This window comes from Bacillus cereus group sp. MYBKT111-2, assembly GCF_051915205.1.
Classification (GTDB): Bacteria; Bacillota; Bacilli; order Bacillales; family Bacillaceae_G; genus Bacillus_A; species Bacillus_A paranthracis.
Map to the genome: position 1 here is coordinate 137,667 of NZ_JBQAEG010000006.1, position 24,640 is coordinate 162,306.

A 24,640-nucleotide genomic window follows, 5' to 3' on the forward strand; every position below is an offset into this window, starting at 1 on the left:
TGTAAAGAAAATTGTCTTCTTTGTATGAAATAGAAGACCCGGTAAATCGAGAAAGAGGAGCAACTCGCTCCAAATTTGAGAAATAATGAAAGGTTGGGATACCTTAAGTTCCACATAAGGAGGAAAAGAATATGCGTTTTGATGAAGCTTATTCAGGTAAAGTATTTATTAAAAGTCATCCAAGTTTTGAAGAGTCGAAGGTAGTTATTTATGGGATGCCTATGGATTGGACAGTAAGTTACCGTCCGGGATCTCGTTTTGGCCCTGCACGTATTCGTGAAGTATCAATCGGTCTTGAAGAATATAGTCCGTATTTAGATCGTGAACTAGAAGAGGTAAAATATTTTGATGCGGGTGATATCCCATTACCATTCGGAAACGCACAGCGCAGCTTAGACATGATTGAAGAATATGTATCAAAACTTTTAGATGCCGATAAGTTTCCACTAGGTCTCGGCGGTGAGCACTTAGTGTCTTGGCCAATTTTTAAGGCAATGGCAAAAAAATATCCGGATTTAGCAATCATCCATATGGATGCTCATACTGATTTACGTGAATCGTATGAAGGGGAGCCTTTATCCCACTCTACACCAATTCGTAAAGTGTGTGATTTAATTGGTCCGGAAAACGTATATTCTTTCGGAATTCGTTCTGGAATGAAGGAAGAATTTGAATGGGCGAAAGAAGTAGGTATGAACTTATATAAATTTGACGTATTAGAACCGTTAAAAGAAGTATTACCGAAACTTGCAGGACGCCCAGTCTATGTCACAATCGACATTGATGTACTAGACCCAGCTCACGCTCCAGGAACAGGAACGTTAGAAGCTGGTGGTATCACATCTAAAGAATTATTAGATTCCATCGTAGCAATTGCAAATTCAAATATAAATGTAGTTGGAGCAGACTTAGTAGAAGTAGCTCCTGTCTACGACCATAGTGATCAAACACCAGTCGCAGCAAGCAAATTCGTGCGGGAAATGCTGCTCGGTTGGGTGAAATAAAAGCGGAATCGGCTCGCCCAGAATGTGAGGGGGATGGAGCTTCAGACATAGAGGCGTTTTTTGCCTCGAAGGAAGAAGCGAAGCCACCGATCATTCTAGCCGCTGCAGCTAGATAAAATAAGAGTCTCCTATGATTAGGGGGCTCTTATTTTGTCGTTATGTGTCGGTAAGTCGATATATTTAAAAAACCGCTGATATAATTCGAGTTACGCTGATATATTTAAAAAATCGCCGATATAATTCGAGTTGCGCCGATATAATTGAAAAACCGCTGATATAATTGTATTTACTGTCACGCAACACACAAAAAAGAGCTATTCCAAAACAACGGGAATAGCTCTTTTTCTTATGCAACCTTCTCTTCCGAATTAATGCCGCGAATGTCATCAGCAGAGCGAATTGGATATTTACGGAACACAATTGATCCGATGTATCCAACAATCGTGGTAACGATTCCACATAATATAGCAGCAATTGTTACTTTTACAACGTCATTAAATCCGAATAAAACAAGAAGTCCTGGGATTGGTGATGCTGTTCCTGGTGCATTATTAACGAGCTGGAACAGAGATGTAATAATACCAGCAAGTGCACCGCCAACGAAGTTTGTCGCATAAATTGGAATTGGATTTGCTGAAACAACATCGGCTTGTGTTAAAGGCTCGATTGCTACAGCAATTGTGTCTTTCTTTGAACAAATCTTTAGTCGTTTAAAGAAAATAAAGTTCATTGGGGCTGAGGCTGCTACGGCAAGACTACCAATTGCCATTGGTAAACCTGTTAATCCAAGCATTGCAGTGAGTGCCATAGAACTCAGTGGAGAGGTAGAAATAACTGTTATTAATCCACCAAGCATAATACCCATGATAATAGGGCTTTCTGTAGTTGCAACTGAAATCATAGAACCGATTTTACCAAGTGTTGCGTTAACGAGCGGATCCATAAGCATTGCCATTCCGCGTGAGATTGGTGCAGCGATAAATAAAATTGCTAAAAACTCTACACCAGCCGGTAATTTCTTTTCGAGAAATTTCACGACGAAGGCACAAACGTATCCAGCGAAAAATCCTGGTAAAATACCAAATCCACTAGTAGCGATACCGATTAAAACAGCATATACGGGGGAAACACCGATTGCTAATGCGACTAAAATTGCTGCTGCGACACCGCTCATACTACCGGAAGCTTTTCCTACTGATTGTAAAAAGTCATTATGAAACATTTCTCCACCTATATAACGATGAAATGCTTCAATAAGAAAACTTGCGATTGCTGCATTAGCTAAAGCACCCATTGCTTTCATGCCGTAAGGAGCACGGTAACTAAAAAGTGTAAATAGACAAAGTACAACAAGTAATAGTGCTAAACCTTGCAAGATAGCCATTTGAAAACTGTCTCCTTTGATTTTTGTAATAAAAATTTGTATCATTCAATAATAATATAAAAGTGTATGAAACGGAAAAATTTTTTCTTGGGAAATTGCTATAAGGTGAAAATGCCTTACAATAATGTAAGGAAAGTGTAAGACTTTTAGATAGAGTATAGTATTCCATTTTTCGTATAATACAAGTATAGATATATGACTAGGGAAAAAGAAGTGCAAACAGGAGGTTCATGTATGAAATTGGTAATTAAAGTTTTAGTTGTATTCGCCATTATTCTAGGTGGAACAGCGTATTATTTGAACACAAAAACAGAAGGTGTACATGCTTTTGTAGACAACTTCTTTTCAAATAAAGAAATACAAGATTATTATGCGGTTATAGATAAAGGTGAGAAAAAAGACGGAGAATACTTGTATACTTTTAAAGGGTATACAGAAGACGGAAAGTTACAGGTTATTAAAAGAATGATGAACCGTGAATTGCATACGGGTGCTTTTATAAAAATTTATGCAAAAGGTATGCAAGGAAAAGGATGGGCTGAAATCCCGAAAGAATCAATTCCGCAAAAAGCGTTGGAAAAAATAGAAAAACGATAAAAGGAGCGACTCATTCGCTCCTTTTTTAGTGCGTTAAAATCGTGATAGATGTTTTTTCTTTGTTAGAAATGATTGTTGCACGTCCGCCAATTGGGAAAGTGAAAATCGGGGTTGTATGACCGAAACTTGCGTTTGCAATGATAGGGATATGTGCAAGCTCAGGCTTTGAAGCAATCATTTCTTGCACGTCTTCTATCGTACATTCTGCGCCTTTTTGCATCTTTCCTATAACGATGCCTTTTACATGTTCAAAATCTTGCTGCTGCATAAGAGAATGTAAATATCGATCAAAAGTTTTAAGAGTAGCTCTTCCAGTTAAACTATCCTCTTCAAGAAATAAAATTTTATCCTTTAAGTTTGGCATATATGGTGTACCTTGCAGTAAGTTCAATGTGCTCATATTACCACCGATAATATTTCCCGTAGCTTCTCCTTCGTGAATCGAAATGTATCCTTCATTTTTAATAAATTCTCGATTTTCTTGATCTATATACCAAGAATCATCGCTCCATGTTTCAGATGGCAGGACTTCAATAGTCTCATTAGAGGTTAAGCATTTTAAAAAGTAATCGGTTGTATACTCGAGCCCTTTCTCCATTCCAAATGAAGAGAAATGGGGTCCTGAATATGTAACAAGTCCTGTTTTAGTGTAAATTGCATTATTTAGTGCAGTGATATCCGAATAGCCACAGAAAAATTTCGGGTTTTCTCGAATTAAATCGTAATCGAGATGTTTTAATAAGCCGTTAGAATTGTATCCGCCAAGTGTCGTCAAAATAGCTTTTACATTCGGATCTCTAAATGCTTCGTGAAGGTCTTGAATGCGTGAAGAAATAGAAGAGGAAGCAAATCTGTCTATCTCATCAGCATATGTTGAAAATGTAACGTGAAAACCCATTTCGGTTAACCTTTTTACAGCAAGCTCCCTGTTTTCAGTTGAGACAATACTTAAACTACAAGATGGTGAAATAACTCTAATTTCATCACCTGTTTTTAATTTTGTTGGTAGCACTTCATTCACCTCTTTAAAAGAAAGAATATTTAGATTTAAAAAATATTTTATCATATGAAATAAAGTGAAAGTGAATTATTTTTTGAAATGGAGTTTTCCTGATTTTTCAGCAGACAGACAGAGGTTTTTTTTGATATGATAGGAAAAGTGATTTATTATAAGTAGTATTTAATATCTATAACATTTGAAAGGTGTGCAAGACGTGGAGAAACAACTTGCAGGCTTGCCGGTACACGTTCATTTCGTAACAGAAATCCGTGAAGGGGCGAGGAAGGAAACCGTTGCTTTTGAAGCAAATGGTCAATACTATGTAAAAGGTCAAGGTACATACGTAACATTCCAAGAGCCGAACGAACAAGGCGAAGTGAAAACAATTATTAAAATTCAAGATGAACAAGTTCTCATTATGCGTTCAGGTGCTGTTTCTATGCGTCAAACGCATGTGAAAGGTGAATGGACAACTGGTACGTACACGAGTGAACTTGGTACGTTTGCATTGCAAACAAAGACTGATAACGTTCTTTTTAAATGGTCGGATGAAAAGAAAAAAGGACAACTCTTCTTAACGTACGCATTGCTTCTAAGTGAACAAGAAGCTGGCAGATATACAATTACGATTAATTTGAAGGAGGCAAAATAATGAATTCTTTAGAACAAGTAAAAGGATTAATTAAAGAAGAAATTCAAGCTGCTGTATTAAAGGCAGAATTAGCGACAGAAGAACAGATTCCAAATGTAGTATTAGAATCTCCAAAAGATAAAACAAATGGTGACTTCTCTACAAATATGGCAATGCAACTTGCACGTGTTGCGAAAAAAGCACCTCGTATGATTGCAGAAGAATTAGTTGCAAACTTCGATAAAGCAAAAGCTTCTATTGAAAAAATTGAAATCGCAGGTCCTGGTTTCATTAACTTCTACATGGATAATAGCTACTTAACAGACTTAATCCCAACGATCGTTAATGCTGGTGAAGCTTACGGTGAAACGAATACTGGTAAAGGTGAAAAAGTACAAGTTGAGTTCGTATCTGCGAATCCAACAGGTGACCTTCACTTAGGACATGCACGTGGTGCTGCAGTAGGTGACACTTTATGTAATCTATTAGCAAAAGCAGGATATGATGTATCTCGTGAGTACTATATTAATGATGCTGGTAACCAAATCCATAACTTAGCTCTTTCTGTTGAAGCTCGTTACATGCAAGCTTTAGGCTTAGAGAAAGAAATGCCAGAAGACGGATACCATGGTGCGGACATTATTGGAATCGGTAAACGTTTAGCAGAAGAGTTTGGCGATCGTTATGCGAAAGCTGATGAAAAAGAAAGCTATGAATTCTACCGTGAGTACGGTTTAAAATATGAGTTAGCAAAACTTCAAAAAGACTTAGAAAGCTTCCGTGTTAAATTCGATGTATGGTTCTCAGAAACATCATTATACAAAAACGGAAAAATCGATCAAGCTCTTGCGGTATTAAAAGAGCGTGACGAGATCTTTGAAGAAGATGGAGCAACTTGGTTCCGTTCAATGACTTACGGCGATGATAAAAACCGTGTATTAATTAAAAACGATGGTTCTTACACGTACTTAACGCCAGATATCGCGTATCACCGTGATAAATTAGAGCGTGGTTTCGATAAGTTAATCAACATTTGGGGTGCTGACCACCACGGTTACATTCCACGTATGAAAGCTGCTATTCAAGCGTTAGGTTACGATAAAGAAACACTTGAAGTAGAAATCATCCAAATGGTACAACTGTATCAAAATGGTGAAAAAATGAAAATGAGTAAACGTACAGGTAAAGCAGTTACACTTCGTGAGCTTATGGAAGAAGTAGGCGTGGACGCAATGCGTTACTTCTTCGCAATGCGTAGCGGTGACTCTCATTTAGACTTCGATATGGACTTAGCTGTATCAAAATCTAATGAAAACCCAGTATACTATGCACAATACGCTCACGCTCGCGTATGCAGTATCCTTCGTCAAGGTGAAGAATTAGGATTAGCTACAGGCGGAGACGTTAACTACAAACTTGTTACTTCTGAGAAAGAAGTAGAGTTACTGAAAAAACTTGGTGAATTCCCAGCAGTAGTTGCGGATGCGGCACAAAAACGTTTACCACACCGTATTACAAACTATGCATTTGAATTAGCAGCAACATTACACAGCTTCTACAATGCAGAAAAAGTATTAAACCAAGATAACTTAGAATTAAGTAAAGCTCGCTACGAGTTAATGAAAGCAGTACGCACTACACTTCAAAACGCATTAGCAATCGTAGGAGTATCTGCACCAGAAAAAATGTAATTAAGAAAAGCGGAGCCGATTTTTCGCTTTCAGTAAAAGGCAATCACACGATGTTGTGATTGCCTTTTTGTATGAAAATAATAAAAAAATAAAATTTTATCAAACAAAAGGAGAATTTGCGTCGTCTTATAGAAATGACAGGAGGTTTATGATGGAAGAAAAGGTAGAAGAATTAATTGATATATATAAGCAGCAAATATATTCCTTATGCTATAAGTTAGCGAAAACGAAAGAAGATGCGGAAGATATTTTTCAAGAGACATGGATAAAAGTTTTTTCATCGCGGCACCAACTTTCTTACGTGGAAAATTATAAAAAGTGGATTACTACGATTTGTATTCGTACGTTTTATGATTTTTATCGTAAAAAGAAAAGATGGAAAGATCGTGTATTGGATTTATTTCATAAAGAAGATGGCGGAGAAATTGAGCATGCAGATGATGTGAATATATCAGAAGAATTTATTCAAAAAATCGAAGCAGAAATGATACGAGAAGTTATACAGTTATTAAATGAAAAATATAAAACAGTGCTCGTACTCTACTACTATGAACAATATTCTTACAAAGAAATGAGTGAAATATTAAATATACCAATTGGTACAGTGAAATACCGCCTTAATTATGCGAAGAAGCAAATGCGAGAACATTTGGAGGGGTTCGTTTATGAAGGAAGATAAATTTGATCAAAAGATAAAAAGTAGTTTAGCGGAAGAGATGATTCCTAGCGAAGAGCTAATAAATAATACGAAGCAGGGCATGCGAAATGCTCGGAAATTAGAGAAGAGATGGGTTGTTTTCATTCATGCTATTTGGATGATTGTATTAACAGTCACCCTAGAGCAGTTTGTTAGTCATTTGGAGCATAAAATATCTGTCATTATAACGATAGTTATTATGATGCACCTATACATTCCTATATATGTTGTCATACAGTCGTTTTTAAAGAAGGAGTATAAATTACATGATAGAGTTCGCTAATCCATTTGTAGTATTTGAGATAGCTGGGATTACAATGTTTTTAGCTTTTATAGCACTTTTAGTATGTGTAGCATCATGGGTGTATACAGATGCGAAAACGCGTGGAATAAGTAAGTGGTGGAGTGTTGTAGCAATTATATTGCCGTTTTTTATTGGAGTTTTGTTATATATGATACGAAGAAGTAACAAGAAAATAGAAGGAGAGCATACGATGAATGCTATGAAAAAACAAAAGATAACATTAGTTGTCATATTTGCAAGTGCGATGTTTGTATTACTGAGCGGCTTTGCTTTTCTTCAAACGTTAGATGATATGTGGAGAGCTGGTGATATATATTTAGAGAGTGAGCAACAAGGAGAGACAAGCTATGAGGCAAAATTCTCATCATGGGATATTGCTGGGAAAGGTATTGAACTTGAGTATGCCAAAGACACAGAAGTAACATTTTCTTATGAGACGGATGCAAAACGTGGGAATTTATGCTTTAGCTTGTATGAAAGGAAAGGAGAAGGAGAAGGTATAAGGGAGTTAAAAGAAATCTGTGAATCAAAAAAAGGTACTTTTAAAGCTACATTGAAAGCGAATGAAAAGTATGTATTTAGTATAAGTGGTTTAATGGTGAAAGATGGTTTTGTAAAAGTGAATTGGGAAACAAAATAAAGGCCCTTGGGAAGGGCCCTTTATTTTATCGGATTGTATACGTAACCGAAAAGCTAACAGGACTATAGTAAACATAAGGTGCATGAAATTGAACGTACATATTCCCATCTGCTTTTGCAGTGAAAATTCGGCCGTAGCCATCAGAATAACGTCCAATAAGGTTATGATTTGAGTCATAAACACTGTAACTAGGGGTTTTGCTGTTAGGTTGAATTGTTAACTCTTGTCCCTTTTGAAGGAAAACAGGTTCTTGTTCAGAACTACTTCCAGTTTGCAAAGAATAAAATTTTGTAAAGCTTTGTTCTTGAGTAGCGGCAGCGGCCTTTGTTTCAGGAATAAACGCGGTAGCACCAGTAATTCCTGCTAAAGTTAACGCACCTGCTAAAATCATTTTTTTCATAGTAGAAAAAACCTCCTTATTAGTTGTAATCATTTTTGTTACAGTTAATATTGTATACGATAATGAGTAGGAGAAAATATGCTTTTATGCATATATATTTTTTCTCAATAAAAGACCACTGATTTTTATCAGTGGTCTTTTACAAATGATTAAGCAGCTTTCTGTTCGGTTTGCGTAACAGGTTTTTGAAGAGTGTTATAAACACCAGTTCCGATTACTTCTAGTGCCATTTTCATACGTTCAGGTGAAATGTTCTCAAATACGTTATCTTGAGGTGTGTGATATACCTTCTCGATATGATAGATTAATGGATTCCAGCTATCGACACCCATCCAAATAAATAGAGCGGCAGGAATGCCAACTTCAGCAAATGGTACGTGATCACTAGAGCCGAATTTTCCTTGCAGTACAAGGTCATTATTTAACTGTTTACCTGCTTGCAAGGCCGCATCTGTTACAAGGTTTGGAGAACCGTTAGGCGTCATAGCATATAGATTCTTTGCTTTATCGTAATTTGTTGCAACCATGTCTGCATTAAAGACACCTAAAATCCGATCGCGTTCTTTTTGAGACAGACTACTAACATAATAATCGGAGCCAAGTAAGCCAGTTTCCTCAGAACCAAAAGCAATAAAGCGAATTTCTTTATCAGTTTCTACATTTTGAAAAGCACGAGCTAACTCTAATACTAATCCTGTACCAGAAGCATTATCGTTTGCTCCAGGTGCCCCAACGACACTATCGTAGTGTGAACTTACAACGACAGCTTTTTCATTACCTGTACTATTTTTTGGTTTCTTTTTAGCGATGACGTTTAAGGATGTTAAATTAGATTCATGTCTTGCTTTTAGGGAAAGAATTGTCGCTCCTTTTTTAGCGATTTCTTCTTTAAATGCATTTCCTTGCGCATAAGCAAGACCGAAGACAGGGATAGATTGCTTTTTCGTTAGACGAGGATTGAAAGTTTGTCCGTAGTTCCCACGACCGCCAATTAAACTGTATAAAAGAACACCTTTTGCACCTTTGCTAACAGCATTTTCAACTTGTTTATTGTAGTCTGCTACTGTTGTTCCTCTTTCGAATAAAACAATTTTTCCGTTTACTTCATTTGGGATATCCTCTAATTTTGTCCCATCTTGAACAAAGATAAGAGGAGCTGTAACAGCCTCTGTAGAAATTAGTGCGTTAGGAGCAGCACCAGCTTGCCAATTACGTTTTGTGGATAATGGTGATTCAATAAATCCAACGTATTGATCCGGCACTTGGAATGGTTGATATTCTACTTCATAGCCCATTGATTTAAGCTGCATACCGACGTAGCGAGAAGCCCATTCTTCTGATTTTGTCCCACCAGGTCGAGGACCAATTGTTTCGGATAAGAAACGGATGTGTTCGATAGCGCGGTTTGCATCAACTTGTTTTGTGATAGATGAAGTCTGCTTGATTTCTGACGTGGAATCAGCTTTAGCTTGTCCAATTGGAGCTAAACTAACAGCGAGTGATACAGCAAGCAAAGAGCTTACTATTTTTTGTTTCAAAGATTTTTTCATTTTTCCCTCTCCTATTCTTCTATTCTCTCTGACTGACAAAAGAAGACGGATAACGACTTCATTTTACCCTTATCTTTATTGTTTTTCAATATTCTGACATTGAGAAATAAAAAACGCTATATGCACATTTGCATATTTTTGACGGAGATATGTATGCTATCATTTTAAACGAAGGTTCGCTTTCTATTTGGAAAGCTCCTACATTGCATGAATCTAGTGTACCCAAACTTTAGATTATGTAGAGAAAAGAATCCACTGTAGGGTTTCTTTTCTCGTGTTTGAATCATGTGATGATAAATATGTTTCCGCATTTCATAATTATCATCAGTGATATATGTAAGGCATCCATATGAAAATACGAGGCTGTTCAAAGGTTTTCCGTACTTTTGGACAGCCTCACCCCGTTAAAAGGACGATACGCTATGTATCGTCCTTTTTTGTATAAAAAAACACCCAATCAAATGTTCACTTGATTGGGTGTGAAAAACTATTAATAATATTTTTTTCGTTTTGTAGCTAAAATACTTAACAATCCAGCTAGTAGAAGTACGATGCCTACTGTTTGAGTAGGATCTTTTTTGTGACCTGTATTTGGAAGTTCTTTACCTGTATTTCGGTCATCTTGCTGTTTGTTTGTCTGTGTTTTAGGATTTCCGTTTTTTCGTTCTTCAGAAGTTTCCTTACCATGTGTTTCAGGATTTCCTTTTTCTAGTTCTTCAGAAGTTTCCTTACCTGGTTTCTCTTCTTTATTCGGAGGAGTAATTGATTCATTATCTCCACCTGATGAAGATTCAATCTTTTTATTTGAAACTGTAATTTGTAGTGGTGCAGCTTGGGCTTTTTCAATTGTAAAGCTTATTGGTGATGCATCTAATTGATAGCCTTCAGGAGCTTTTGTTTCCACTAGTTGATAATTGCCAGGTTTCAAATCATTTATGATTAATTTACCATGCCCATCTGTTTTTAAGCCTTCTCGTACTACTTTTCCATCTTGATCTAAAATATTGAAAATGGCACCCTCAAGTGTTCCATTGTGATCCATATCAACTTTAGTTAATTCTATTGAACCTGTTGTTAAACTATTTAACGCTGTAACAGAAGTAACTTGAGATTGTCCTTTCGTAATTGTGAAAGGAATTGGCTTAGCATTTAAATCGTACCCAGTAGGAGCTTTCGTTTCAATAAACTGATAGTCACCCGGACGTAAATCAGAAACAGAAATTTTTCCGTCTTTATCAGTAGTTAAATCAGCGCGAACGTCATTGCCGTTCATATCAACGATTTTAAAGATAGCTCCTTCAAGAGTAGAGCCGTCGATGTCATCGACTTTCGTTAATTCCACAGCGCCCTTCGTTAAGCTATTCTTAGCAGTAACAGAAGCTATTTTTTCTTGTCCTTTTTTAACTGTGAACTTAATAGGTGTTTCGTTTAAGTCATAATGGTTAGGAGCTTTTGTTTCGATAAACTCATAGTCTCCTGGCGGTAATTCATCCACAACTAAACGGCCGTTTTTATCAGTAGTTAAATCAGTACGGACGTCGTGTCCATCCTTATTAACAATTTTAAATACCGCACCTTCAAGAGCTGTACCGTCGATATCATCCATTTTAGAAAGTTCTACAGCACCTTTTGTTAAACTATTTTTAGCAGTAACAGAAATCGGTTCAGCTTGTCCTTTTTCGATAGTGAAAGGAATTGGTTCTTTATTTAAATCGTAATGTTTTGGAGCCTTTGTCTCGATGAATTGATAATCACCTGGACGTAGGTCATTAATTTCAATTTTTCCTTTACTATTTGTAACAAGGTCTTTATGAATTACCGTACCATTCATATCAACAATGTTAAATACTGCGCCTTCAAGAGTAGTACCATCGACGTCATCTACTTTAGAAAGTTCAACTCCGCCTTTTGTTAAACTATTTTTCATAGTAACAGTAGCAATATCTTTTTGGCTTTTTTCAACTGTAACTACAATTGGTTTTTTGTCTAAATCATAATGTTTCGGAGCGGTTGTTTCGACAAATTGATACGTACCAGGACGTAAATTTTCAACAACGATCTTTCCTTCATTATTTGTTTTTAAATCTGTTTTAAGCACTTTTCCGTTTTGGTCTAGTAAATTAAATACCGCATCAGAAAGTTTCATTTGATCGTTTAGATCATCTACTTTAAGTAGTTCAATACTACCTTGTTGTAAGCTATTTTTAGCAGTTAAAGAAATAGCTTTCTTCTGTCCTTTTTCAATAGTGAAATGGATTGGCGTTTCATCTAAAACGTAATGCTTAGGAGCTTTCGTTTCGATGAATTGATAATCACCCGGACGTAGGTCATCGATTTCGATTTTTCCTTTATTATTTGTAACAAGACCTTTATGAATTACAGTACCGTTCATATCAACAATGTTAAATACAGCACCTTCAAGTTTAGTATCATCGATGTCATCTACTTTAGAAAGTTCAACGCCACCTTTTGTTAGAGCGTTTTTAGCCGTAACATGAAGCGTTTCAGTTTGGCTTTTCTTAATTGTAAATTTGATCGGTTTTTTATTTAAATCGTAATGTTCAGGAGCTATTGTCTCAATGAATTGATACGTGCCAGGACGTAGGTTTTCAACAACAATTTTCCCTTCATTATTTGTTTTTAAACCTTTTTCAACTAGCTGTCCGTCTGCATCTAATAAATCAAATACAGCATTAGCGAGCTTCGTATCAGTATCAATATCGTCAATTTTTATTAATTCAACGCTACCTTTTTTCAAAGTATTTTTCCCTGTAACATTGATCTCTTTCGTTTGACTTCTTTCAATTGTAAATGGAATCGGTGTTTCGTCTAATACATAGTGCTCAGGAGCCTTTGTTTCAATGAACTGATAGTCTCCAGGACGTAAATCAGGAACGTAAATTTTTCCATTTTTATCTGTAACAAGATTTGTACGAACTTCAGTACCCTTCATATCAACAACTTTAAAGATTGCACCTTTCAGCATTGTACGATCTATGTCGTCGATTTTGGTTAAAATGACGCCACCCTTCGTTAAGCTGTTAGTAGCGGTAACGCTAATATTTTCTTTTTGACTTTTTCCGATAGTGAACGGGATAGGATCTTGTCTTAAGTCATAGTCTTTTGGAGCTTTTACTTCAATAAATTGATAGTCACCTGGACGTAAATCAGAAGCAGAAACTTTACCATGTTCATCGGTAGTTAATCCTTTACGAACTACCTTTTTCGTATCATGAGCATCAACAATGATAAATTCTGCGCCTTCAAGAGTAACGCCATCAATGTCATCAACCTTTGTTAAAGTAACGCCACCTGTAAGTAAACTATTTGTTACAGTGACAGGGACTGGAAGGTCATCCTTGCTACCTTTTTTAATCGTGAACTTAATAGGCGTTTGATCTAATTTATAATGTTCAGGAGCTGAGGTTTCAATAAATTGATAATCTCCTGGTGCTAAATCAGGAATAACTATTACTCCGTAATCATCTGTTTTTAAATCTTTCGCAATTTCTTTGCCTGTTGCGTCTTGTAATGTGAACACTGCGCCGGCAAGAGCGATACTACTCTCCACATCATCTTCTTTAATAAGTTTAACTTTTCCTTTCGTTAAACTATTTTTAAATGTAAGTGGAAGAAGTTTTTGTTGTCCTTTTTCGATTGTAAATTCAATTGGTTCTACATTTACATCGTAATAAGTTGGGGCCTTTGTTTCGATAAGTTTATAGTTACCAGGACGTAAGTCGCCTACAACTAACTTTCCTTCACTATTCGTAACAAGTTCCGCACGAACATCTTCATTTGTATCTCTATTAACAATTTTAAATACCGCACCTTCAAGTGTTTCCTTTTCATCTGCAGCATTCACTTTTGTTAATTCAATACCGCCTTTTGTTAAGCTGTTTTTAGCAGTAACAGTAGCCGACGTTGTTTGACTTTCTGTAATTGTGAACTTGATTGGATTTGTATTTTTATCGTAATACTTCGGTGCTGTTACTTCGATAAATTTATAATCGCCAGGGCGTAAGCCAGTAACGATGGCTTTACCATCCGCACCAGTTTTTATATTTTCGCGAATGACTTTCTTTTCATCATTAGCATCGACAATTTTAAATACAGCACCTTCAAGAGCTGTACCATCGATATCATCAACTTTCGTTAATTCAACATCTCCTGGTTTTAAAGCATTTTCAGCTTTCACAAGTAGAGTTTCTTTCTGACTTCTATCGATTGTAAATTCAATAGGTTCTGCTCGTAAAACGTAATGTTCAGGAGCAGCTGTTTCAATAAATTTATACGTACCAGGACGTAGCTTATCAGCTTTTGTTTTTCCATCAGCATCTGTAGTTAAGTCAGTACGAACATCATTATTATTTACATCGACAATTTTAAATACGGCACCTGCAAGAGGTTTTTTATCACCGAATTCATCAACTTTTAATAATTCAACTTCTCCTGTTTTTAAACTGTTTGTTGCCGTAACAGTAGCAAAAGACTGTTGGCTTTTATCGATTGTAAACTCGATCGGCTTTGTATTTAACACATAATCCTTAGGAGCTTCTGTTTCAGTAAATTTATACGTACCAGGCTCTAAGTCTTTAACAGTTACTTTACCATCGGCACCAGTTTTTACATTTTCGCGAATGACTTTCTTTTCATCGTTAGCATCGACAATTTTAAATATAGCACCTGCAAGAGCTGTACCATCGATATCATCAGTTTTTGTTAAAGTGACGCCACCTTTAATGAGGTGATTTGTCGCAGTAACAGTAACTGCCTTCTGTTGACTTTTTACAATTGTAAACTCAATTGGTGTTTTATCTATGTCGTAATCTTTAGGAGCCTTTTCTTCAACAAATTGATAGTCTCCAGGACGTAAATTTGTTGCTTCGATTTGTCCCTGATCATTTGTCGTTAATTTTCCATAGCCGGGGATTATTTTGTTTTTTCGGTCCCGTACACTGAACTCCGCACCTGCTAAAGTTTTTCCATCTTTATCGACTTTTGTTAAAATGGCCGAACCTGGAATCAAGCTGTTTGTTGCAGTGCGGTTTATTACTGTTGTTTGATCTTCCGCGATTTTAACCTCAATCAGTCGATCATCTAATTTATAATGCTCAGGAGCCTTTGTTTCTTGTAAGTAGTAAGTTCCTGGTTTTAAATGATCTACAGTAATTTGTCCTTTATCATTTGTTATTAATTCTTTATGTTCAGGAATAACCTGTTTGTTTTGATCCAGTAAAGAGAAAACAGCATGTTCAAGTCTCTCTCTACTCGTAGCATCAGTTTTTGTAAGTACTACTTTCCCAACAAACTTTTTATTTGTAAGGGTATATTTTGTAATTTCTTCAGAACCTAGCTCGACAAGTATACCTTTTCGTAATTCGTTACTAATTACATAACCTTTAGGTGCTTTCGTTTCTTTAATTAAATATTTATCACGTCGTAAGTTGTTAAACTTAGCGACACCGTCATCACCTGTTGTAATTGGTCGAATAGCGGTTGTACCTGTTTGATCATATAAAGTAAATTCTGCTCCAGCTAATCTTACTGTTTGATCTTTGTCATCAACCTTTATAATTTGAAGGCTTCCGCGTCCTTTATTAGCAGAACCACCCCCAGATCCAGAAGATACTTTAACTTCAACAAAATTAACATCTTCCACTTTCTCTAATGTTAAGCGATGACCAGTAATCGTCGCTTTATTACTTACTCGTTCATTATGGTCTGCATTAATGAGTGAGCGGTATTCTAAAATATAAGCTTGATCAATGGTATGAAGGAATTCAATTTTAAATTGTTGTTTTCCTGTATCGTTGTCTGTTGTTATTTTGAGTTTATAGTCTGTTCCTTCTTTTAATTCATTTGTTGTGTCTTTTGTTAAAGTGCCATCCACAGCTACTGTTGTTGGGTATAGGTGGAAGGACTTTTCATCAAGAATTTGATTGTTTGTTGGTTCGTCTGTTACGACAGCATTTTCGATAGTTGATTGACTCGGATTAATGGAAACACTCCAATCAATATACTTGTCATTTTGTTTTGCTGTTTTCGTAACACCGCTACCACCGTTTTTGATCTCAAATGCACCATGGATAGTAGTAACAGTTTTCGATCCATCTTTTAAATCGGCATAATTATCGTAGCGTTTATTAATTTGTTCACCTACAAGTGAAGTTTTAAAGCTAATATAATATGCAGAATTAATTTCGTTTTTAAAATGCACCGTTAATGTATTGTTGTTCTCTTTTGCTGGATGTTCTATCGTATATTCGCTAGGAGGAACAGGATCGCCTACTTCAAATCCATGTGCACCACCAGTTAATTTCATATGTCGAACTTCAATAGATTCTGGTATTAATTTTTGGTTATCTCTTAATACATCAACGATAGAAGGATCCTTAATCGGTCTATTATTATAGTTAAACCCTATGTCCCATTTAATTTCTTTCTTTTGGGCATTGTAAGAACCGTATTTAAATCCGTTTCCTTTTGTGTAGTAATCAGGATCAAATGTATCATCAGATGAACTATTGTTCTTTTTATCATTTATGTCTATCCATGATAAATTTGCTGTATTTTTGAATGATTTATTATCCTTCTCTTTGGATAAATTTTCATAATTGAAGTCTGTTGTGTATGTGATAGTTAAAGTTTTATCCATATTGGACTTATAATCACCAGTTAGTTTTACTTCAAATCCCTTATCGGTTACATGAAGTATGTAGTCATGTCCTAATTTAAGTTCATTTGATCCGTCAGTAATCTTGAAACTATTCTCCTGTAACGTTAGGCCACCAAAGTCAAATGTATCAGTAATAACAGCGTCGTTTAACACGTAGTTATTATCATTTACAATAATGGTCCATTTTGTTGTTTTCGCATTGTAATCTGTATCGCCTGCATTTTTATTGTGTTTCTTTATGATATTTTGTTGTTTTAACGTAACTTTGTTTGTTTTGCTTGAGCCACCATCTGCGATAATTTCATTTTTGATTGCGCCATCTCTTATGACATCATTCGTAGCTTTTGATGTATAAGTAATGACATAGGCGCTATTGATATCTTCAGTAAATTGCAAATCAAATCCATCATCGTTTTCCTTTACAGTAAAGTTTGTGGCGTTGTCACCTGTAACAAGTTTTCCTGCATCATCATAAGAAGCATTTTTTACCACGATAGAATTTTTATCAACTTTATGAGATTTATCCAAAACATCTTTTAAAAGCGCATCAGCTTTTTTAATATCTCTCTGATCACCGTTATAAGTAATTGTCCATTCGATTGTTTGTGTTTTTGGATTGTACTTACTAGTTTTTTTAAGATGTGTACCGCGTGAAACAGTTACAGTGGCATTCGCAGCTACACTACCTTGGTTATCACTGGATACTTTTGCGTTGTTTTTGAAACTAGTAACACTTTCATCTGTAATCTTTGTTGCATATTCAATTTCATATGCTTTATTCGTTTCTTTTTTGAAAGCGATATTTAATTTATTAGAGGATGAAGTAAGTTCATATTCTTCTTTAGGAACTTCTGCACCACGAGTTGTGTTTCCGTTAATATCTACTTCTAAATAGTAAACCTTAATAGAATCTTCTTTGAGACTAGCTCCATTTGGAATGTCATCTTGAAAGACGGCATTTGTAAGCTTATCTTTTGTCTTGTTCATTTCTACTTTCCAATTAATTTGATTCGTATTAATTGGTCTATCAGGTACACCTTTTTTATCTATAGATTTTGTTACTTTAGGTTTGAAATCAAGCTCAATAATAACGTCTTTTTCTTTAATAGGGAATGGAATTTGTTTTTCTGTAGTCCCTGTAATTTTTACTTCATTAAACTCCGTACGAATGTTTAAATGTCCAGATATATCGGGATGATCTTCAACGTATTCGTTAAAAGTCATTGTTACTTTGCCATCAGGTGTAACAACGAACGATCCAATCGTATGACCTTCTCCATCTATTAAATCTTCTGTAATAGTATTGTGGACAATAAAATATTCTGGGAGTTGGAAAGTGAAGTAATCACCTTTTTTGACGTTCAACGATTTAAAAACTTCCCATGTGAAATTGATTTGGGTAATAGAATCTGGATTTGGACGATTATCAGTATCATTAAATGGCTTACCGTCTTTATCCGTTAGTGTGACACCTGTTAAAATATTTTCTGTAATTTGCTTAGGTGATGGGGCGGGATTATCAACAGGCTGTTCTGTTGTATTATCACCATTTTTTTGCTCTTCTGTAGGTTGCTGAGCATCATCGTTTTTTTGCTCTTCCGTAGGTTGTTGAGCATCACTGTTTTTTTGCTCTTCCGTAGGTTGCTGAGCATCACCGTTTTTTTGCTCTTCCGTAGGTTGTTGAGCATCACTGTTCTTTTGCTCTTCTGCAGGTTGCTGAGCATCACCGTTCTTTTGCTCTTCCGCAGGTTGTTGAGTATCGCCATTCTTTTGCTCTTCCGCAGGTTGTTGAGTATCGCCATTCTTTTGCTCTTTTGCAGGTTGTTGAGCATCACCATCTTTTTGCTCTTCTGCAGGTTGTTGAGCAGTATCCTTATCCGTAGTAGGTGAAGCCGAGTTATCTACTTGAACAGGAACTGAAATAGGCTTAGCTGTTGCACCTAAAGGGAAAGAGAGTTGAACAGATTTTGCACCAGATTTTAAATCTGGATTGAATACTACATCAATACTGATTTTTCCGTTAGCACCTTTGGAATCTTTTACTTGGTCGTTAAATACTAGTTTCATTTTGTTATCGTTTGCTTTAACAAAATATTGACCAATAATTTGTTGCTCTGCCATCAGATTTCCCTGTTGGTCACTTTTTACTTTTAATGCGTTAGGTATTTGGAGCACTGCTGAGTCTGTTTGTTGATCTTTTATTGACCAAGCATATTCTAGGTGAATGGTTGATCCTACTTTTATTAAGTTTTTAGGATTTAATGCTTCGTCAATAATATGATTTGTTGCATCTTTCATTTCAACAGTGTCAAATAATGAATTCCCTGCTAAGGTTTCCGCTTTTACTTGATTGTATGGAAAACTAGCAAGTTGCGAAAATAGTACGAATACAATTAAACATATATTGAAAAGTTTTTTCATTGTGCCTCCTTTATGAATCCTTCTATTGCATAACAATGCTTTATGAAGAGATTATTTGTCATAGATCAATGTGCTTTACGTGATGCCTCCTTTACTACGTATACTCTTATAGAAAAAGTGTTCATATTGATGTCTTGTAACGTAAAACAAATGTATATTTTAATAATATAGGGAATGAATATACAAATTTCGACAAAAAATGCCGAATGAAGTGCTGATAAGGAATGATATCAGACCTTTATAGAATGCGAGTTGTTATGTGGTTCTTTATAAAATAGGTACATACAAAAAATATGCAGTGAAATGCTTAAACTATTTTATAAGGATTTGTATTCTTGCAATGTGTAAAGAATCGTTATAAAGGTGAGTTTTACGATACATACTAACCAAAATAATGTATCTCATTGTAAAAAGTTCTTTCGTATTGAGGTAGTGATAAAATGTAGCTTGAATTTGGTCAGAATGAAGAAAATATGTACTATCTAAAAGAGTATACAATTCGTAGATTAAAGTGAAGACAGCGTCTTATAATAAATAGAACGCATTACTTTAATCGATGCTGTTAAATAAAAAAAGAAGGTACTCCCTTGATTATCTTCTATAAGAGATAATCATCAAACCTTCGTTAAAAATTATATACGTAAATGAAAAAGAGTTCAACCGTATTGCTTCTTTTCAAAAAAGTATGTAAAAAGAACCGCTTCTTAGTAAGAAGCGGTTCTTTTTTATACTTCTGTTAAAATAATCGGTTCGCCACGTGTTACGACAACTGTATGTTCACATTGTGCAACAAGGCTTTTATCAGGTGTAACGAATGTCCAACCATCATCGCCACGTTCGATAATGTGATCAGCTTTCATAGAAATGAATGGCTCTACAGCGATAACAAGACCGTCTTTTAGAAGCGCATTATCCATTGGATCAAAATAGCTTAAAATGTGGTTTGGTGCTTCATGTAAGCTAAGACCAATACCGTGACCAGTTAAATTTTGAATAACATTGTATCCATTTGTATGTGCAAAGTTTGAAACGGCACGACCAATTTGGTTTTGTTTTGAACCAGCTTTCACCTTTTTCATTGCTGCCCAAAAGGCATCAACAGCTGCTTGGCAAAGCTTTTCTTTTGCTTCATCTTCTCCAAGTACAAATGAAATACCTGTATCTGCATAATAACCATCAAGTGCTGCAGATACGTCGACATTTACAAGGTCGCCTTCTTTTAATACACGATCACCTGGAATACCGTGAGCAACTTCTTCATTTACACTGATGCAAGTTACGCCAGGGAAATCATATTCTTTTTCAGGCGCAGAAATAGCACCATGCTCATCTAATACTTTTTTGCCAATCAAATCAAGCTCTTTCGTTGTCATACCTGGCTTCGCTTCTTTTTTCATTTCTTCACGTGCAAGCGCAACGATGCGGCCGATTTTTCGTAAGCCTTCTAAATCTTGTTCATTACGAATAATCATGAAAACCACTGTCCTTCCTCGAATATATATCTTACCCGATTGTATCATGTTTATTTTCGTCCTGCTACTCGCTTGCAGTATGGTGGATTGATTCCTCTCATAAAGAATACATGACAATTGTCATATCGATGTCATGACGCATCATACTGTTTCCTAAGTTTTCCAAGGAATACAATGTAAATATAAGAAACAGCGGGGGTGGAGAGATGGAAAAGATTATTGAAGTAAATAGTGTTTCTAAAACATTTAAACATAAAAAAGCAGTAAATAACGTTTCATTTCATGTGAATAAAGGAGAAATCGTAGCATTGCTTGGACCGAATGGTGCAGGGAAAACGACGACGATGTCGATGATGCTTGGATTAAAGGATCCAACGGAAGGAACGGTTTCTATATTCGGAAAGAGTCCAAAGCATAGAGATGTTCGTAATAGCCTCGGTGCGATGCTACAAGAAGTAAGTGTCATTGATAGCATTACAGTGGAAGAGGCAATTGAGTTATTCCGTAGCTATTATACGAATCCGGTAGCGAAAGAAACGTTACTACAGTTATCAAATTTAGAATCGGAGCGAAAGCAAAGATGTGAGAAATTATCAGGTGGGCAAAAAAGAAGATTAAACTTTGCACTCGCACTTGCAGGAAATCCAGACTTGTTATTTTTAGATGAGCCGACAGTTGGAATGGATATTACGTCTCGAAGAACGTTTTGGGAAACAATTCGAAAATTAGCAAGTGAAGGGAAAACAATTATTTTAACAACGCACTATTTAGAAGAAGCAGATGCATTGGCAGATCGTATTTTACTGTTTGCGAATGGAAAGATTATCGCAGATGGTACACCAGATGAGATGAAAGCAACGATTTCTCGAAAAACGATTTCATTTTATTCGAAAGAAAAAATTCCTAAGAGTGTACTAAAGGAATTGCCGAATGTAACAGAAGTACAGTCAAATGAAGGACGTTTCATCTTAACAACTGAGGATACCGATGCAACTTTACAAGCAATTTATAAAAGGAATTTACCTGTCACAGACGTTTCTGTTGAACGTGGGAGTCTTGATGAAGCATTTGAACAGTTTGTCGCAAATCAGAAGGGGGAAATAGCATGAAAGCACTATGGATGCAATGCAAAATAGAAATTTTACGTACATTCCGCAATAAATTATTTATCTTTTTCTCATTATTAATGCCCGTTATGTTTTATTACATTTTCACAAACGTTATTCAAGTACCGCAAAACGGTGATGCATGGAAGGCGCATTATTTAATTTCAATGGCTACTTTCAGTATTGTAGGGACTGCGTTGTTTAGTTTCGGTGTAAGAATTTCTCAAGAAAAAGGGCAGGGATGGACACACCTTTTAAAAATTACACCGCTTCCAGAAGGTGCATATTTAACAGCAAAGATCATCGCTCAAACAGTAGTAAATGCTTTTTCAATATTAGTTATCTTTATTGCAGGGATATTAATTAATCATGTGGAGTTAACGGTAGGGCAGTGGATTGGTGCTGGATTATGGTTATTGTTAGGGGTAACACCATTTTTAGCACTTGGAACAGTAATTGGTTCTATTAAGAAGGCGGATGCAGCTGCTGGCTTAGCAAATATTTTAAATATGAGCTTAGCTGTAATTGGTGGGCTATGGATGCCGATTGAAGTATTTCCAAAAATATTGAGAACGATTGGTGAATGGACACCGACATATCATTTCGGAAGTGGTGCGTGGGACATTGTAGCTGGAAAATCAATTGGATGGGAAAATATCGCGGTACTAGGAGGTTATTTCCTTATATTTGTTGTAATATCAATATATATAAGAAAAAGACAGGAAGCGGTATAAATGACAGAGAAGAAGAGGATTGAGATTTTTCCGAAACATATGGGATTCTTTCCGTATATGTGGCTCGTTTATTTGTTATTTCCAATTTATAATTTAACACAAGTATCGGGATGGAAGCTTGTAATAGGAAGCGGTATGTTGATAGTTTTCATGATCACATACCGTCAACTTTATTTTGTTCAGAAGACGTTCATTTTGTGGGCTTGTATTCAAATGATACTTACGCTTTTATTTGCTTTATTTTATAATCCCTTCATGATATTCTTTGGCTTTTTCACAGCAAGTGCAATGGGGTTTGCACCAAGTAAGAAAGTATTTCGGATATTACTATTTTTGTTAGTTGTAATGCTTGGAGTATTTGTATTTGTAAATATGAATCAACTAACACCGACAAGTTTAGTAAATATCGTTCCGATGTTTATTTTAATGCTTCTTACACCATTTGGTATGCGCAATTTTAACCAGAAAAAGATGTTAAGAAATCAATTAAACGAAGCGAATGAGCAAATTAAGGACTTAGTAAAACGTGAAGAGAGGCAGCGTATTGCAAGAGATCTTCATGATACGTTAGGGCATACATTATCACTCATTACTTTAAAAAGTCAGCTCGTGGAGAAGTTAATTGTAAAAAATCCGGAGCGTGCAAGTACGGAAGCGAAGGAAATTACACAAACATCTCGCACTGCTTTAAAGCAGCTAAGGGAATTAATTTCTGATATGCGCATGATTACGGTAGAAGAAGAGCTTGAGCAAATAAAAGCGATCTTACAAGCTGCTAATATTGAATTAGAGATCAAACAAGAAACAAGTGCAAGTTTGCTATCACCCATTGAACAAAATATTTTAGGAATGTGTTTACGTGAAGCTGTTACGAATGTTGTAAAGCATAGTAAGGCAACGCATTGCACAGTTTCTTTACTAGAATCACAAGGTGAATTGATTTTGACAGTAAAAGATAACGGAATCGGTTTAGCGGATCAAAATCACGATGGGAATGGTATTCGTGGTATGAAGGAGCGAATCGCTCTTATTGATGGATTTGTTGAACTAGGTACGATTAATCCAGGAACACTATTAACAGTAAAAGTTCCAGTTGTTATTCGAACAGGAAAAGATGAGGTGAAGGCATGATTCGAATTATTATTGCAGAAGATCAGCGGATGCTTCGTGGTGCATTAGGGGCCCTGCTTGATCTAGAAGATGATATTGAAGTAATTGGGCAGGCTGCAAACGGGGAAGAGGCGCTAAAACTAATTGAATCGTTAAAGCCTGATGTAAGCATTATGGATATTGAAATGCCAATTCAAAGTGGATTAGATGTTGCGGAAACGTTGAAGAAAGAAAAATCGGCATGTAAAGTAATGATTTTAACAACATTTGCGCGCCCGGGATATTTTGAACGAGCAATGAAAGCTGGTGTGCACGGATATTTATTAAAAGATAGCCCAAGCGAGGATTTAGCTGCATCGATTCGTAATGTAATGAAAGGAAAACGAGAGATTTCTCAAGATTTAATGTTCGGCTTATGGCAGGAGCAAAATCCGTTATCGGATCGTGAAAAAGAAGTATTGCTACTTGCGAAAGAGGGAAAGACGGCAAATGAAATCGCCAAGGCACTTTATCTTTCGCCAGGTACAGTACGTAATTATATTTCTGAAGTATTAACGAAGCTTGATGCGAAAAATAGAATTGAGGCAATTACAATTGCGGAAGAAAAGGGATGGATATAAAAAGAAGTTTACCTATGAATGGTAAACTTCTTTTTCTTGTAATTCCGTCTTAGTTACATGGCCCTTAATTAGGGGTGTATGGTGTCATGTAGATTTTACTTCATTTTTCGACAAAAAATTTGTTATAGTAAGATTAGGTTGTTGATCTAAGTTTTGGACAACTTTACCACTAACAGTTGTGATTACTCCATTTTTATCTACTTTTACAATGAGATCTTGGCCATATACTTTATAGTTTTTATATGTTTGTGCAAGGCGAGCTTCGGTTTGATTTTCTTTTGTTGCTTTATTTGTAGGTTGGGAATCTATATTCATTTCAGTTGTCATTCACTTTTGTGGAGCTTCCGCCTCATTTATCTCACCTTTTAAATACCTTTTCAGTATGTTTTTTTCGTATCATTTTGAGGTTGTGTAATTTTTTAAGCGTTAAATTAGGCTAAGTAATTTCAAATTTTACTTCATTTCTGTCTAATTCTTGGGTGTGAATAACTTCTGCTACTGCTAATAAAGGAAAAAGAGGACCGAATGTAACGAAGGCACGGACGAATCTTCTATAATTTATTTATAAAACTACTAATCTATTATTATATGTGAGACGAA

17 protein-coding genes and 1 pseudogene are annotated in these 24,640 nt (G+C 35.8%); 11 read left to right on the plus strand and 7 right to left on the minus strand.

Annotated elements, in window-relative coordinates; all coding sequences use genetic code 11:
• The first annotated feature begins 131 nt into the window (after nucleotides 1-131).
• Entirely contained in the window at nucleotides 132-1,004 is an 873-nt protein-coding gene (gene speB, locus ACTFNE_RS18145; protein ID WP_001209831.1) for an agmatinase, read from the plus strand.
• Between the two features lie 346 nt (nucleotides 1,005-1,350).
• Here the strand turns inward: speB and ACTFNE_RS18150 are convergent, their stop codons facing one another.
• On the minus strand, nucleotides 1,351-2,388 hold the full coding sequence (locus ACTFNE_RS18150; protein WP_046197984.1) for a PTS sugar transporter subunit IIC: 1,038 nt from the start codon (nucleotides 2,386-2,388) through the stop codon (nucleotides 1,351-1,353).
• Between the two features lie 234 nt (nucleotides 2,389-2,622).
• On the opposite strand from ACTFNE_RS18150, the gene ACTFNE_RS18155 reads away from it, so the two are divergent.
• Entirely contained in the window at nucleotides 2,623-2,985 is a 363-nt protein-coding gene (locus ACTFNE_RS18155; RefSeq protein ID WP_000779936.1) for a YxeA family protein, read from the plus strand.
• Between the two features lie 25 nt (nucleotides 2,986-3,010).
• Here ACTFNE_RS18155 and ACTFNE_RS18160 read toward each other — a convergent pair whose 3' ends face one another.
• Complete coding sequence (locus ACTFNE_RS18160) at nucleotides 3,011-3,997, minus strand: S66 family peptidase (protein ID WP_046197985.1); 987 nt, start codon at nucleotides 3,995-3,997, stop codon at nucleotides 3,011-3,013.
• 202 nt (nucleotides 3,998-4,199) lie between these two features.
• Here ACTFNE_RS18160 and ACTFNE_RS18165 point away from each other — a divergent pair, with 202 nt between their 5' ends.
• The 5 genes from ACTFNE_RS18165 (at nucleotide 4,200) to ACTFNE_RS18185 (ending at nucleotide 7,948) form a co-directional block, all read left to right on the plus strand.
• Complete coding sequence (locus tag ACTFNE_RS18165; protein WP_000414867.1) at nucleotides 4,200-4,637, plus strand: DUF1934 domain-containing protein; 438 nt, start codon at nucleotides 4,200-4,202, stop codon at nucleotides 4,635-4,637.
• Entirely contained in the window at nucleotides 4,637-6,307 is a 1,671-nt protein-coding gene (argS, locus tag ACTFNE_RS18170; RefSeq protein WP_001086456.1) for an arginine--tRNA ligase, read from the plus strand. Before ACTFNE_RS18165 ends, argS begins: the two co-directional genes overlap by 1 nt.
• Nucleotides 6,308-6,458: 151 nt before the next feature.
• Nucleotides 6,459-6,986: an RNA polymerase sigma factor gene (locus tag ACTFNE_RS18175; RefSeq protein WP_046197986.1), complete on the plus strand. Its 528-nt coding sequence runs from the start codon at nucleotides 6,459-6,461 to the stop codon at nucleotides 6,984-6,986.
• The gene (locus ACTFNE_RS18180) at nucleotides 6,973-7,287 is read left to right on the plus strand and encodes a hypothetical protein (RefSeq protein ID WP_000656673.1); all 315 of its coding nucleotides are present in this window, start codon (nucleotides 6,973-6,975) and stop codon (nucleotides 7,285-7,287) included. The genes ACTFNE_RS18175 and ACTFNE_RS18180 overlap by 14 nt, the downstream gene beginning before the upstream one ends.
• Entirely contained in the window at nucleotides 7,271-7,948 is a 678-nt protein-coding gene (locus ACTFNE_RS18185) for an ECF-type sigma factor negative effector (RefSeq protein ID WP_046197987.1), read from the plus strand. The genes ACTFNE_RS18180 and ACTFNE_RS18185 overlap by 17 nt, the downstream gene beginning before the upstream one ends.
• A gap of 25 nt (nucleotides 7,949-7,973) precedes the next feature.
• On the opposite strand, the gene ACTFNE_RS18190 is transcribed toward ACTFNE_RS18185, so the two are convergent.
• The 4 genes from ACTFNE_RS18190 to map form a co-directional block, all read right to left on the minus strand.
• Complete coding sequence (locus ACTFNE_RS18190) at nucleotides 7,974-8,348, minus strand: hypothetical protein (RefSeq protein ID WP_042876132.1); 375 nt, start codon at nucleotides 8,346-8,348, stop codon at nucleotides 7,974-7,976.
• Nucleotides 8,349-8,497: 149 nt separating this feature from the next.
• On the minus strand, nucleotides 8,498-9,898 hold the full coding sequence (locus ACTFNE_RS18195; RefSeq protein WP_046197988.1) for a M28 family metallopeptidase: 1,401 nt from the start codon (nucleotides 9,896-9,898) through the stop codon (nucleotides 8,498-8,500).
• Between the two features lie 490 nt (nucleotides 9,899-10,388).
• A complete protein-coding gene (locus tag ACTFNE_RS18200; RefSeq protein ID WP_270705211.1) occupies nucleotides 10,389-18,998 on the minus strand; it encodes a SpaA isopeptide-forming pilin-related protein in 8,610 nt (2,869 codons plus the stop codon).
• 725 nt (nucleotides 18,999-19,723) lie between these two features.
• Nucleotides 19,724-20,518 carry a type I methionyl aminopeptidase gene (gene map, locus ACTFNE_RS18205; protein ID WP_139887615.1) on the minus strand — a complete coding sequence of 265 codons (795 nt, stop codon included), beginning with the start codon at nucleotides 20,516-20,518 and terminating at the stop codon, nucleotides 19,724-19,726.
• 158 nt (nucleotides 20,519-20,676) lie between these two features.
• On the opposite strand from map, the gene ACTFNE_RS18210 reads away from it, so the two are divergent.
• The 4 genes from ACTFNE_RS18210 to ACTFNE_RS18225 are packed head-to-tail and all read left to right on the plus strand — an operon-like array spanning nucleotide 20,677 to nucleotide 24,040.
• Nucleotides 20,677-21,579: an ABC transporter ATP-binding protein gene (locus ACTFNE_RS18210; RefSeq protein WP_046197990.1), complete on the plus strand. Its 903-nt coding sequence runs from the start codon at nucleotides 20,677-20,679 to the stop codon at nucleotides 21,577-21,579.
• On the plus strand, nucleotides 21,576-22,310 hold the full coding sequence (locus ACTFNE_RS18215) for an ABC transporter permease (protein WP_000646283.1): 735 nt from the start codon (nucleotides 21,576-21,578) through the stop codon (nucleotides 22,308-22,310). Before ACTFNE_RS18210 ends, ACTFNE_RS18215 begins: the two co-directional genes overlap by 4 nt.
• A complete protein-coding gene (locus ACTFNE_RS18220) occupies nucleotides 22,311-23,441 on the plus strand; it encodes a sensor histidine kinase (RefSeq protein WP_270705212.1) in 1,131 nt (376 codons plus the stop codon). It begins immediately after the preceding gene.
• Nucleotides 23,438-24,040 (plus strand): response regulator transcription factor, encoded by a 603-nt coding sequence (locus tag ACTFNE_RS18225; protein ID WP_000619254.1) that lies wholly within the window; start codon nucleotides 23,438-23,440, stop codon nucleotides 24,038-24,040. Before ACTFNE_RS18220 ends, ACTFNE_RS18225 begins: the two co-directional genes overlap by 4 nt.
• 90 nt (nucleotides 24,041-24,130) lie before the next feature.
• Here ACTFNE_RS18225 and ACTFNE_RS18230 read toward each other — a convergent pair.
• A pseudogene (locus ACTFNE_RS18230) lies at nucleotides 24,131-24,602 on the minus strand (M4 family metallopeptidase); the annotation flags it as partial.
• Nucleotides 24,603-24,640: the final 38 nt, after the last annotated feature.

What these genes read in the sequence shown, in the direction of transcription:
- ACTFNE_RS18175 (WP_046197986.1), top strand. Translation starts at nt 6,459, where the DNA reads ATGGAAGAAAAGGTAGAAGAATTAATTGATATATATAAGCAGCAAATA.
- argS (WP_001086456.1), top strand. Translation starts at nt 4,637, where the DNA reads ATGAATTCTTTAGAACAAGTAAAAGGATTAATTAAAGAAGAAATTCAA.
- ACTFNE_RS18215 (WP_000646283.1), top strand. Translation starts at nt 21,576, where the DNA reads ATGAAAGCACTATGGATGCAATGCAAAATAGAAATTTTACGTACATTC.
- map (WP_139887615.1), bottom strand. Translation starts at nt 20,518, where the DNA reads ATGATACAATCGGGTAAGATATATATTCGAGGAAGGACAGTGGTTTTC.
- speB (WP_001209831.1), top strand. Translation starts at nt 132, where the DNA reads ATGCGTTTTGATGAAGCTTATTCAGGTAAAGTATTTATTAAAAGTCAT.
- ACTFNE_RS18220 (WP_270705212.1), top strand. Translation starts at nt 22,311, where the DNA reads ATGACAGAGAAGAAGAGGATTGAGATTTTTCCGAAACATATGGGATTC.
- ACTFNE_RS18150 (WP_046197984.1), bottom strand. Translation starts at nt 2,388, where the DNA reads ATGGCTATCTTGCAAGGTTTAGCACTATTACTTGTTGTACTTTGTCTA.
- ACTFNE_RS18185 (WP_046197987.1), top strand. Translation starts at nt 7,271, where the DNA reads ATGATAGAGTTCGCTAATCCATTTGTAGTATTTGAGATAGCTGGGATT.
- ACTFNE_RS18225 (WP_000619254.1), top strand. Translation starts at nt 23,438, where the DNA reads ATGATTCGAATTATTATTGCAGAAGATCAGCGGATGCTTCGTGGTGCA.
- ACTFNE_RS18200 (WP_270705211.1), bottom strand. Translation starts at nt 18,998, where the DNA reads ATGAAAAAACTTTTCAATATATGTTTAATTGTATTCGTACTATTTTCG.
- ACTFNE_RS18210 (WP_046197990.1), top strand. Translation starts at nt 20,677, where the DNA reads ATGGAAAAGATTATTGAAGTAAATAGTGTTTCTAAAACATTTAAACAT.
- ACTFNE_RS18180 (WP_000656673.1), top strand. Translation starts at nt 6,973, where the DNA reads ATGAAGGAAGATAAATTTGATCAAAAGATAAAAAGTAGTTTAGCGGAA.
- ACTFNE_RS18155 (WP_000779936.1), top strand. Translation starts at nt 2,623, where the DNA reads ATGAAATTGGTAATTAAAGTTTTAGTTGTATTCGCCATTATTCTAGGT.
- ACTFNE_RS18195 (WP_046197988.1), bottom strand. Translation starts at nt 9,898, where the DNA reads ATGAAAAAATCTTTGAAACAAAAAATAGTAAGCTCTTTGCTTGCTGTA.
- ACTFNE_RS18190 (WP_042876132.1), bottom strand. Translation starts at nt 8,348, where the DNA reads ATGAAAAAAATGATTTTAGCAGGTGCGTTAACTTTAGCAGGAATTACT.